Raw genomic sequence first — 10,390 nt, forward strand, 5'->3', positions numbered from 1 at the left:
TCAATATAGCCACCAAGTTGACCAGCTTTAACATCACCAAAATCTCTTAACGCCTTAATGCGATAAAGTTTTTTACCCTCACGAAGAATTGTTTGATTGGTGAGTTGATATTTTGGAGATGTTTTTTGATTTTTAACTGTAGCTTTCATGCTAGTAATCCTATTCAATAGAGTTTTTAATTGACAACCCTAAAAGGGCGCCGGGCGCTAAAAACACGGTGAATAGTCCGCCGCTATGCTTTTCCCTCGCGAAGGGTATTGTATGGCATAGCTACACCCGACATAATCATTATACGCTCTTAAAGCATAAAAGAAAGCCAGTCTTTTAAAGAAATGGGAGAAACCTTATCGTGGTTTACTCGCTATTCATATAGTGTTTTTAGCACTTGACGCCTTTCTAAACGAACCTTTCCTTAATGTCAATACGTATTTTTTATTTTTTTCAATTTTTTTCATTTTGATACCTACCTAGTTGAATATCAAGTGCTTTTAAATTTTACTTTTGGTTTTTAGTATAAAATGTAGTGCGTAAATGAACATGTTTATTAAACTGCGTGTATGCAACATGAGAAAGAATGAATAAACTAAAAAAAAGTACCAAAGAACGATATCTAAATACCAAAATACAGTATAACTATTTGGAAAAATTAAAACGACAAGTGCTAAACTTATTAGCTTTAAGAGTCGGTGCATATGCTGTTGTAAATCACGTGTTAATATCTTCCAACCTGTTGTATTTCCGCATTTGTATTTTGGGTTGTTTTGCAACTCAGAAGGAATATTGGAATTGCATAAAATTGCAAAAACCGTTGTGACTATTACCAAAGAAACAGATGCGAATGTCAAAATACTCTGAATAAAGTAAAGATTTTTTTTAATTCCTAAAAAACATATAAATATAAAAGTTATAATACCAAACAAGGCTCTTAGCTGCTTATCTGTAAACATATTTATTTCCTGCGGTTTTCGATAATTTTTTGATCTCTTTATTGAGCTCATCTATAAGAGGTTCGTAATTGAGAACGCTTTTCGGAATAGCACCCCCATAAACCCATGCTTTCACTTGCGCCTTGGTACTGTAATCAACTTTCTCAGGCATCTCATGATACTGACCACCTTCAAATTTCTCATATTCTCTTGATCCATCTTCGTATTCGTAAAGATTGTAAAAATACTCAGCTACCCCTAATCCCCATGGGGCATGCCCCACCGCCGTTGCAACGAACTTTTTCCCCCCCTTCTGTTTACGTTTTTTTAAAAACATCTGGTTTAATATCCCCTATCTAAATCCATAACTTTACCAATGGGTTTATTTGCCTCAAAATGGACCGTATAGAAGCGTTTTTAATTTCAATGTGGTTTTTATCATAAAATCTTTAAATCGCTCTGTACGGTACCTTTCTGTCAATTTAAACGCATGTCTATTCTCAAAATCATCAGCAAATTTCACTACTTTGCTGTTTTTTCGGATGCTTTTAAATGCGATTTCATGACTGATGCTCCCGAAAAAAGCTCTGCTTTCAAATTTCTGCAATACTCTGCAAGCTCTGCTCCTGTTGGCATAAAGGTTTTCGATAATCCTTTTGCTTTTCCGCATATGATATCCTTAACAGCCTGCTTTAGAGCGTATTCTGAAGCATCTGATAAGGCTATGCTGTAATTTAAAGCGATAACATTAGGGTCTATATTTGCCGGTATTTTTAGACCAGAAAGCAAATAAGCAGCCGCCTCGATATGTTCAACCGTAACTTTCCGTGAAAGCAGTGCTTGTAAGCGATTACAGTCTTGCAAAACTTGCGATCTCTCCTCCAGCGTCAACGGCTTTCCATGCATAGAGATTGGAGGATACACACTCCGATCCACTCTCTTGGCAAGTGCTTGCAAATGAACTGATAGCCTCTGTATCTCTGCTGCATTCTGATCCATAAGAATCGCTAGTGGTGATTGCTGCTTTGAGTGTACTGAAGCTTTGTGAAAGGCTGTTTGTGAAGTTATTTGTTGAGAGCTTATAGCGTTCGTTTGCATATCGTTTCTCCTGTTCTAATTTCTTGGCTAGCGTTCCATTCTGGTTAATAATCCAACCACACCAAGCACTTTGCCAATCGCGATTGTTTGCATTTCGACATGGGTTGGCTTTCCAATGAAGTTTAAATCTTTCGAATTCTAATAACGCCTCATCATGCGTTAAGCCTTTATCGATTGCGTATTGCAAATCGGGTTCAAAATCTTCTGGTACGCTTCCAAGTTCTTTTTTCCCCTTACTTCGCTTGGCTTTCTTAGGAACGCTTGTCTGCTCGTGAATGGGAGGTTGGTTGGTTTGCTCTGATTGGCTTTCAACATCACACTCAATTGGCTCGTCAACCAAATCGATTGTTTCTAAATCTTCAAAATCAATTTCTTTTTTTAATAAAACGTTAGTTTTATTTTTTTTATATATGTTAATGTTATTGTTAATGGCATTGCGTTCGCATTGCGCAACACTATGCGCATCGTATGCGCTCCGCATGCAATCCGCATATGCGTTTTCTTTTATATGATTATTGTCATTTTTACCTTTTGTTTTATGCCATCTAGAATGAGCTGCTTTTGTTGCTGCTTCTGATTTCTCTTTGCTATCATTTAATTCTAATTCAACATCTGGGTTCCACAACCGACCATCTTCTAAACAAATGATATGTCCAGTTTCTAATAAAAGATCTAATGCCTTCTGAAATTTTTTTACTGAGCAGCCAGCCAATAAAGATAACACTTTAAAATTATTCGTAAGCGGCTCTCCTGTGCGAAGCATTTGAAAGCGCAACTTAACATATATGAAACCTTCAAAAGCTGGCAAATATGCAAGATCAAGTAGCCACTTGTCTGCAAAAAGCCTCGTCCATGGTAATTTACTGGACATACCCCAATTCCCTTTCTTTAACTAAATATAAAATTGCTAAAGCATCTGCTTCGTTATCATCTTTCGGATTGTGCCCTTTTGCACGCACCGCCTTAATCATCTCTTCTTTCGACGCATTCCCCTTGCCTGTCGTCGCTTTCTTAATCGTACTTACTGGTATCCCCTCATACGGTATCTGATGCTGTTCACACCACGCCGTTAACGTTGCTAACAAACCACCGTAAACATGCGCTGCATCTGTACCTTTATGACGCCTCACCTCTTCAAAATACACCACGTCAATTTGACCTGCTGTCTGTTTTATTTCTGATAGCCATTGTTTAAAACGCAAGTAACGCATTCCACCGCCTTCAAAACGGCGCGATTGAAAATTCACGGTACCACTGAATATGTCACCACTTGCACCACGTATCGCCCACCCCGTCTTCGTCCCTAGATCAAAACAAAGAATCGTGTTATTCACCGCACCTCTCCATACAAAACGTGTTTTATAGAAGTGTTTTTTTCCGAAAATGAAGGAAAGAAGGATGTATGAGAAATGGATAAAGATACTATTGCTATTATAATTAGCATAGCATCATTTGTGCTAACACTCTTGGGAATATGGCTAAATGATAGAAACCGAAAACAAGATTTACAAAGAGCTAGTAAAATTCGAGAAGAAGATTTATGCAATGTAGAAGAGCAATTAGACCATCTAAAAAGCCAATCTGAAACCGCAAAAGAACACGTCTCTATTTTATGGGAGGAAAAACAAATACGAGACTTAGGTCCAAAGCTAAAAGCTACTATACAAGCAAAACCATACGCATATAGGATCGATAAACGTCTCCTTATTGAAATACATGTAATCATAAAAAATCCTACAGAACGAATAGTCAAAGTAAACAATTTTCGGATACCTCATGAAAGTCCATTTGCATTTGTTACAGGTAGTTATTTTACTTCTACTACTATAGGATGTTTAATCCCTGTAGATGAAAAGTGCATGGTTTTTAACAACACTTCTCCAGCAGATTTAAAGTCGCAGGATATATGCGATTGTTTTAATCTAAAGGGAGATAAAGAAATATGCTTTACTTTCACAGTTCGCCACCTAAAACCAGATATCGAAAGTGTGGTAATCTTTATCATAGAACACACTTCATCAAATCATCCAGAAAAAGTTCTTGAAACAAAATGTTGGTCAGAATTTTTACTACCTTTTGAAGAATAGACATCATTAGGAGAAGCTAATATTTTGAGCATGCCGTCTTTCATACGTATTATTTCATCTTTTTCATCTAGTTCTTTTCTAAGCTCTGTTTGTCGTTTACAAGAAGACCAGAGTAGGTAACATAAATAAAAATTACACATCGTACAAATAACAGCTGATCCCAATACATATGTCGACATTCTATACCTCACTTACCCTTCTTCTTACTCTTCTTATTCTTATGAGGCGGCGCTTTTACTGCTTCATCACGCTGTTTAAGCTCTTGTGTTAGTCTTTGAATTTCCGTATCACGTGATTGAACATCTGCTTTTAGTGCCTGTATCTTTTCACTTTTCCGTTTAAACTCTTCTCGGTACGCGTCTATCTTTTGTTTTAGTTCATCAATTTCCTCGTCGCGTTCTTTAATCTCTTGCTTCAATTCTTTAATTTCCTCGTCGCGTAATTGAACATCTGCTTTTAGTGTCATTACAACTTCACTTACATTTCTGAACGCCTTTTCATGCTCTTCAGTCTGTTGCTTAAATTTTTTTATTAGCTTGTCACGTTCTTTAATCTCTGCTTCATACTTTCGTATATCCTCATTACGCTCACCAATGATCTTCATAGCTCCGTTGCATTCTTCTTTTAAAACCCTAATTTCGAATTTTAGATTTTCAATAAGCTCTTTAAGTGCTTTAACTTGGTCGCGATAATACAATGCAATACGAAACATCACTCCGCTTAAGAGCAAAACTGAAACCACTGCTATCCATAAAATCTCATTCGAACTCATCTTTATCTCCTTAATGCTGCAAAGTCTCACCCGCGCTATCAACGCTGGAACTTTTGCAAATTTTCGTAATTGGGGGGTGTTGCTCTTGCATTAATCTCTGCAAGCGCTCGGGATAAAAAAAATCTTCTGGACGCAAATCTATCCCATGATCACGTGCGTAGGTTAATAACTGCGCTTGATAAATTGAAGGAAACAATCCATTAGAACCACCCTTCTCTTTAGAATAAGTGATACGATAAACAGCACCTTTACATTTCTTCAAAATACGCGAAACGTTAACAGCCCCCCCTAGATATTTTATTATAGTATACGCAGGTTCTTTTTTCATAAAGATAAAATTTCATATTTTATGAATTTTATCAAGATAAAATTTCATATTTTTTTTATTGATTTTTCATTTCATATGAAAGACTTTGTATTTTATGGAATCAGATCAGTTAAAGGTATGGCTTAATGCGCAATTAGCTAAAAATGGTCATGGTAGTAAGAAAATGCTAGCCAAGCATTTAGGAGTGTTACCATCTACCTTAACTAGTATGTTGCATGATTCAGGTACAAAAAGATCAATAAAAGCAAGTGAATTAATAGAAATTATTGATTTTTTTGGCGAAATCCCCCCTTTTCTAATCAAAGAATCTGAACAGTTTATTCAACTGTATTATCAAGCAAATCCCGAAGTTCAGAAAGCTGTTTTAACGATTCTTCAGAATTCTTGTTCTTCAGACAAAAAATAATAGCAGCCATCACTTTTTTATCTCCACAATTCCAAAGTTTTTCTAACATTAGTTTATCCATAATTAACCTACACTTTATTAAAATTTCATATTTTCTGAATTTTTATATTGACAATTTTCATAAATAATGAAATATAAGTTCCATATCTTAGAAAATAACTTTTGCCAATAGGCTCTATGGAGGCATTTGTGACAAAACCAGTGTTTATAAATTCTGATGAAATTCTCTTAGTGATGTGCGAAAATGAAGAGCAAAATCTCGCTAAATCTGGTCCTTTCTTAGAAGAAAGTGACATGATCAAATTTATCGACCAAGCCGATAATGCTGTCCAAATTTTGCGTATTGAACCAACGACTAATCGTTGCGAAGATATCTCTGAAGATATTGCCGAATTCTATCTTAAAGAATGTGAAGAGCAGTGTTTCAACGGAAACATTCCTCACGATTTTATTCTACACAGCACAGCATACGGTTTTTTTTTAGATGATATAAAACAGCGCGAATATGATGATGCAATGTATGGTTCTTACGAAAAACAACACCGTTTGCGTCCTTGTGATGTGCTTTAAAAGCTAAAGGCGTTTTTAAAAGACGCCACCTTTTCAAAAAATTCACCACACAATGCAATGCCGTTCTTTTGCAAGAACGACAAAGGCAGAGTCTAACTTAAAGGAGTAAAATCATGGAAAAAAAATACGAATTTACTGATGAAACAATCAATGTTGATGGCAAAACCCTTCACCGTATTCGCGCGTTGAAGGACTTTGGTAATGTTAAAGCAGGTGATTTAGGAGGCTATATCGAGAAAGAAGACAACCTAAGTCATGAAGGTGATTGTTGGGTAGATGGTGATGCCAAGGTGCATGAAAGCGCTACCATTTTTGATAATGCCAAGATATTTGATGGCGCCTGTATTAGTGGAAATGCTATGGTTTGTGATGATGCAGAAGTTTACGGTCGTGCTGTTGTTTACGGTAACGCCAAGGTTTACGACAATTCTCGTATTTATGGAAGTGCACAAGTTTACGATGATGCGCATATTTACGATCATGCAAAAATTTACGATGATGCACATGTTTACGACCGAGCAGTAATTTACGTTAATGCACAAGTTTGCGGTGATGCCAAGGTTTATGGAGAAGCAAGAATATACCATGACGCCGTAATTTCGGAACATGCACGCGTTTATGACAATGCAGAAGTTTTCGACAACGCTACAATTTCGCACTTTGCATCCGCTTGTGACAATGCTCGTATTTTCGGTAAAGCAAAGGTTTGTAGTTTTGCCAAAATTTATGATGGAGCCCATGTTTCTGAAAAAGCTAAAGTTGGTGGTCACGCAGAAATCTCTGGAAATGCCCGTGTGTTTGGTGGTGCACTAGTTTGCGAGAATGCCAAAGTAACCGGAAATACAAAAGTATCTGGAAATGACACTGTTTTAAGATAAGGGCGAGAGGCAATAAACCATGGACAAAAAATACGAATTTACTGATGAAACAATTGAAGTTGATGGCAAAACTCTTCACCGCATTCGTGCATTGAGAGACTTTGGTGGTATTAAAGCAGACGACCTAGGCGGTTTTATAGAGCATGAAGGCAACTTATCCCATGATGGCAATTGCTGGGTGTATGATAATGCCAACGTTTATGATAACGCTCATGTTTATGACAATGCACTTGTTTTCGATGAAGCACGTGTTTACGGTAAGGCAGAAGTTTACGGAGAAGCAAAAGTTTACGGTGATGCAGAAGTTTACGGCAGGGCAGAGGTTTACGATTGTGCCCGCGTTTTCGATAAAGCACGTGTTTACGGTAAGGCAGAGGTTTACAGTTGTGCACGCGTTTACGATGAAGCAAAAGTTTCCGATAAAGCACATGTTTACGGTTATGCATACGTTTCCGATAAGGCAGAAGTTTATGGCAATGCAAAAATTAAAGACGGATATGTGAACGATAGTGCAAAGATTTATGGTGATGCTAAAATTTATGACCATGCACACGTTTACGGTAAGGCATGCGTTTCCCATAATGCAGAGGTTTACGGTTATGCCAAGGTTTTTGGTAATGCCTTGGTTTTTGGCAATGCACATGTTCATGGGCGTGCAAAAGTTTACGATGATGCACGCGTTTACGATGAAGCACGTGTTTACGATAAGGCAGAAATTTACGGAGAAGCAAAAGTTTACGGTGATGCAAAAGTTTACGGTAGGGCACACGTTGATGACTATAACGCCATATCAACTGGAGAAAAGACCAGATGAGAAAATACGAACTTACTGATGAAATAGACATGCTCTATCGTCGCCTAGTGCGTCGCATCCGTGCACTGAGAGACTTTGGAAACATCAAGAAAGGTGATCTTGGCGGTTTTATAGAGCATGAAGGCAACCTCTCTCATGAGGGCGATTGTTGGGTTGGGGATAGTGCTAAGGTTTGCAATAATGCTCAAGTTTATGAGAATGCACAAGTATTTGGACGAGCACGTATCTCATGTAATGCACGTATTTATGGAAATGCTAATGTTTTTGGAAACGCTTGTGTTGAATCCAATGCACATATTTTCGATAATGCGCAAGTTTACGGAAGAACCGAAATTCACGGCAATGCCAAAGTTTGTGAAAAAGCTCATATTGGCGGTGATGCTGTTGTATGTGGTGACACATGTATTTCAGGCAACACACATATTAGTTATAATAGAAAAGCCGAACATATCCTTAGGAAAAGACAGAGCGTATAAGCACTTTCTAACCACACAAACAACATTTTAAACACAAGCGTGATTCACGCCACGGGTGAATTGTACGCAAATCAAGGAAATAAACCATGAAAAAGAAATACGAACTTACTGATGAAACAATTCAGTTTGATGGAAAAACTCTTCACCGTATTCGTGCTTTAAGGGATTTTGATGATGTCAAAAAAGGAGATCTTGGTGGCTTTATTGAAAAGGAATATAACTTAGGTCATAAAGGTAATTGCTGGGTGTATGATGATGCCAAGGTGTATGAAAGCGCTACCATTTTTCATAATGCTAAGATATTTGATGGCGCTTGTATTAGTGGAAATGCTTCAGTTTATTCTGATGCACAAGTTTACAGTCGTGCTGTTGTTTACGGTAATGCCAAGGTTTCTGGTAGTGCACATGTTTTTGGTGATGCTGTTGTTCGCGACAAATCTCATGTTTGCGGTGATGCAGAAGTTTACAATGACGCACGTATTTATGGTGACGCAGCAATTTTTGAGAATGCACGAATAAAGAATAGTGCCAAGGTTTACGACAATGCTCGTGTATATGGGAACGCAATAATTTGTGGTCCTGCTCTCATTTATAACAATGCTAAAGTTTATGGTGATGTCATTATATCATGCTCCAATTTCACGTATGAGGATGATGTTAATTATGGAAATGTTGAGATTTTTGGAGATGCAAAAGTTTATGATAGTGCTCGCATTTATGACGCAGTCAAGATTTTTAGAAATGCCGAAATTCGTGGATTAGCTAATATTCGCGGAAACACGAGAATTCCTCAAGACATAAAAATTTAACAACCAACCAGCCTTTTAACAGATGCGTGATTCACGCCACGGGTGAATTGCGCGCAATGTAGGAAATCAAGATGAGTGAACAAAACACTAACCTAATAGAAATTGAAGAAACACATCATTTAGCCGTCGAACAAACTGTCATGGAACGTATTTTAAATAAAGCCTTAGAACGTGACGTCGATATGGATCGCTTAGAGCGTCTTCTCAAATTGCGAGAACAAGAGATAGAACGACAAGAGCGCCAAAACTTTGTCCGTGATCTTTCGGCTGTGCAAATGGCATACAAAGATATCGAACAAAACGCCATTAATAAACATACAAAAAGCAAATACGCTACGCTTGATCAGTACATTGATGCTGTAAAGGAAGGGCTTGCAACATACAACTTTGCTTTGTTTGCTCGTATTAAAAATCAAACAGAAAAAAACATTACCATAGAAATAACTCTGTCTCATCCTTCAGGCAATCAAATCTCAACAGAAGGAACATTTCCAATTGACAATGCAGGCTCTAAAAATAACATACAATCAGTTGGTTCCACAATTACCTACGCACGGAGATACCTGTTAGGCATGCTTCTTAATGTAGCAAGTAAAGAAGACGATACAGATGGTCAAACGCAAGCCAAAGAAGACGATACAAATAATCAAAAAGTTTCCTCTAAACAGATAAAGCAAATCGAAGAATTAATCGAACAAACAGAATCGGATAAAAATAAGCTTCTCTCTTATGCAAAAGTAGAAAAGCTAACAGATATGTCTTGTGAAACAGCAGACGACGTTTTGAAAATATTAGAAAGCAAGCCAAGAATTCAAAGAGAAGGCGCACTAGAATATCTCCCACCACAAGAGAAAACATACGTTCCTATACAAGATGCCGAATATATTCACGTCCAAGATATCGAATATGCATCACAAGAACAAAGAACGGCGGTGTGATATGGAACAAAGAACAGCAGAATGGTTTCAAGCGCGCTTGGGTAAAGTCACCGCATCAAACATTTACAACATACTCAGTAAGACAGCAAAAGGATTGCCTACAAGCAAATATGAAGACTACAAAATCAAACTCATAACAGAGCGCTTAACAAGAGAAACAAGCCCCTATTATGAAACTGAAGATATGCGTTGGGGTATTGAGCATGAAGATGATGCCTTGAGAGAATATGGCTTCATTTATGATGCCGATATAACAAAATGCGGCTTTATCCAACACCCCACAATAGA

The 10,390-nt window shown here is 37.5% G+C and carries 16 protein-coding genes; 9 read left to right on the forward strand and 7 right to left on the reverse strand.

Annotated features, from left to right (window positions below; translation table 11 throughout):
- Window positions 1-488: 488 nt before the first annotated feature.
- The 5 genes from ACFIQC_RS08460 to ACFIQC_RS08480 all read right to left on the reverse strand — a co-directional run bounded on the left by ACFIQC_RS08460 (window position 489) and on the right by ACFIQC_RS08480 (window position 3,358).
- Window positions 489-947 carry a hypothetical protein gene (locus ACFIQC_RS08460; protein WP_375707013.1) on the reverse strand — a complete coding sequence of 153 codons (459 nt, stop codon included), beginning with the start codon at window positions 945-947 and terminating at the stop codon, window positions 489-491.
- Window positions 934-1,263, reverse strand: coding sequence for a hypothetical protein (locus tag ACFIQC_RS08465; protein WP_375707014.1), 330 nt, complete (start codon window positions 1,261-1,263; stop codon window positions 934-936). Before ACFIQC_RS08465 ends, ACFIQC_RS08460 begins: the two co-directional genes overlap by 14 nt.
- A gap of 185 nt (window positions 1,264-1,448) precedes the next feature.
- Window positions 1,449-1,790 (reverse strand): hypothetical protein, encoded by a 342-nt coding sequence (locus ACFIQC_RS08470; protein WP_375707015.1) that lies wholly within the window; start codon window positions 1,788-1,790, stop codon window positions 1,449-1,451.
- A complete protein-coding gene (locus tag ACFIQC_RS08475; protein ID WP_375707016.1) occupies window positions 1,777-2,895 on the reverse strand; it encodes a hypothetical protein in 1,119 nt (372 codons plus the stop codon). The genes ACFIQC_RS08470 and ACFIQC_RS08475 overlap by 14 nt, the downstream gene beginning before the upstream one ends.
- Window positions 2,885-3,358 carry a crossover junction endodeoxyribonuclease RuvC gene (locus tag ACFIQC_RS08480; RefSeq protein WP_375707017.1) on the reverse strand — a complete coding sequence of 158 codons (474 nt, stop codon included), beginning with the start codon at window positions 3,356-3,358 and terminating at the stop codon, window positions 2,885-2,887. Before ACFIQC_RS08480 ends, ACFIQC_RS08475 begins: the two co-directional genes overlap by 11 nt.
- Before the next feature lie 75 nt (window positions 3,359-3,433).
- On the opposite strand from ACFIQC_RS08480, the gene ACFIQC_RS08485 reads away from it, so the two are divergent.
- Entirely contained in the window at window positions 3,434-4,111 is a 678-nt protein-coding gene (locus ACFIQC_RS08485; RefSeq protein WP_273788725.1) for a hypothetical protein, read from the forward strand.
- A 187-nt stretch (window positions 4,112-4,298) separates the two neighbouring features.
- Here ACFIQC_RS08485 and ACFIQC_RS08490 read toward each other — a convergent pair whose 3' ends face one another.
- Together ACFIQC_RS08490 and ACFIQC_RS08495 are read right to left on the reverse strand one after the other, a co-directional pair.
- Window positions 4,299-4,883 (reverse strand): hypothetical protein, encoded by a 585-nt coding sequence (locus tag ACFIQC_RS08490; protein ID WP_375707018.1) that lies wholly within the window; start codon window positions 4,881-4,883, stop codon window positions 4,299-4,301.
- Between the two features lie 10 nt (window positions 4,884-4,893).
- Window positions 4,894-5,211 carry a hypothetical protein gene (locus tag ACFIQC_RS08495; protein WP_375645001.1) on the reverse strand — a complete coding sequence of 106 codons (318 nt, stop codon included), beginning with the start codon at window positions 5,209-5,211 and terminating at the stop codon, window positions 4,894-4,896.
- Between the two features lie 94 nt (window positions 5,212-5,305).
- Here ACFIQC_RS08495 and ACFIQC_RS08500 point away from each other — a divergent pair, with 94 nt between their 5' ends.
- The 8 genes from ACFIQC_RS08500 to ACFIQC_RS08535 all read left to right on the forward strand — a co-directional run.
- Window positions 5,306-5,617, forward strand: a complete 312-nt coding sequence (locus tag ACFIQC_RS08500; protein WP_114647946.1) for an XRE family transcriptional regulator — start codon at window positions 5,306-5,308, stop codon at window positions 5,615-5,617.
- Between the two features lie 189 nt (window positions 5,618-5,806).
- Window positions 5,807-6,187 (forward strand): hypothetical protein, encoded by a 381-nt coding sequence (locus ACFIQC_RS08505; protein ID WP_375707019.1) that lies wholly within the window; start codon window positions 5,807-5,809, stop codon window positions 6,185-6,187.
- Window positions 6,188-6,300: 113 nt separating this feature from the next.
- A complete protein-coding gene (locus ACFIQC_RS08510; RefSeq protein ID WP_375707020.1) occupies window positions 6,301-7,065 on the forward strand; it encodes a hypothetical protein in 765 nt (254 codons plus the stop codon).
- Window positions 7,066-7,084: 19 nt separating this feature from the next.
- Window positions 7,085-7,879, forward strand: a complete 795-nt coding sequence (locus ACFIQC_RS08515) for a hypothetical protein (protein WP_375707021.1) — start codon at window positions 7,085-7,087, stop codon at window positions 7,877-7,879.
- Window positions 7,876-8,355 (forward strand): hypothetical protein, encoded by a 480-nt coding sequence (locus ACFIQC_RS08520; protein WP_375707022.1) that lies wholly within the window; start codon window positions 7,876-7,878, stop codon window positions 8,353-8,355. Before ACFIQC_RS08515 ends, ACFIQC_RS08520 begins: the two co-directional genes overlap by 4 nt.
- Before the next feature lie 86 nt (window positions 8,356-8,441).
- On the forward strand, window positions 8,442-9,164 hold the full coding sequence (locus ACFIQC_RS08525; protein WP_375707023.1) for a hypothetical protein: 723 nt from the start codon (window positions 8,442-8,444) through the stop codon (window positions 9,162-9,164).
- 71 nt (window positions 9,165-9,235) lie between these two features.
- Window positions 9,236-10,102, forward strand: a complete 867-nt coding sequence (locus ACFIQC_RS08530; protein WP_375707024.1) for an ERF family protein — start codon at window positions 9,236-9,238, stop codon at window positions 10,100-10,102.
- 1 nt (window position 10,103) lies between these two features.
- Window positions 10,104-10,390, forward strand: a 287-nt coding sequence (locus ACFIQC_RS08535) for a YqaJ viral recombinase family protein (protein ID WP_375707025.1), incomplete at its 3' end; no start/stop codon positions are given.

It is taken from the genome of Bartonella sp. AA126HLJHH (assembly GCF_042197425.1).
GTDB lineage: Bacteria > Pseudomonadota > Alphaproteobacteria > Rhizobiales > Rhizobiaceae > Bartonella.

Coding starts and splice junctions, on each gene's coding strand:
- ACFIQC_RS08530 (WP_375707024.1), top strand. CDS start 9,236: ATGAGTGAACAAAACACTAACCTAATAGAAATTGAAGAAACACATCAT.
- ACFIQC_RS08500 (WP_114647946.1), top strand. CDS start 5,306: ATGGAATCAGATCAGTTAAAGGTATGGCTTAATGCGCAATTAGCTAAA.
- ACFIQC_RS08490 (WP_375707018.1), bottom strand. CDS start 4,883: ATGAGTTCGAATGAGATTTTATGGATAGCAGTGGTTTCAGTTTTGCTC.
- ACFIQC_RS08465 (WP_375707014.1), bottom strand. CDS start 1,263: ATGTTTTTAAAAAAACGTAAACAGAAGGGGGGGAAAAAGTTCGTTGCA.
- ACFIQC_RS08515 (WP_375707021.1), top strand. CDS start 7,085: ATGGACAAAAAATACGAATTTACTGATGAAACAATTGAAGTTGATGGC.
- ACFIQC_RS08475 (WP_375707016.1), bottom strand. CDS start 2,895: ATGTCCAGTAAATTACCATGGACGAGGCTTTTTGCAGACAAGTGGCTA.
- ACFIQC_RS08510 (WP_375707020.1), top strand. CDS start 6,301: ATGGAAAAAAAATACGAATTTACTGATGAAACAATCAATGTTGATGGC.
- ACFIQC_RS08520 (WP_375707022.1), top strand. CDS start 7,876: ATGAGAAAATACGAACTTACTGATGAAATAGACATGCTCTATCGTCGC.
- ACFIQC_RS08525 (WP_375707023.1), top strand. CDS start 8,442: ATGAAAAAGAAATACGAACTTACTGATGAAACAATTCAGTTTGATGGA.
- ACFIQC_RS08460 (WP_375707013.1), bottom strand. CDS start 947: ATGTTTACAGATAAGCAGCTAAGAGCCTTGTTTGGTATTATAACTTTT.
- ACFIQC_RS08485 (WP_273788725.1), top strand. CDS start 3,434: ATGGATAAAGATACTATTGCTATTATAATTAGCATAGCATCATTTGTG.
- ACFIQC_RS08495 (WP_375645001.1), bottom strand. CDS start 5,211: ATGAAAAAAGAACCTGCGTATACTATAATAAAATATCTAGGGGGGGCT.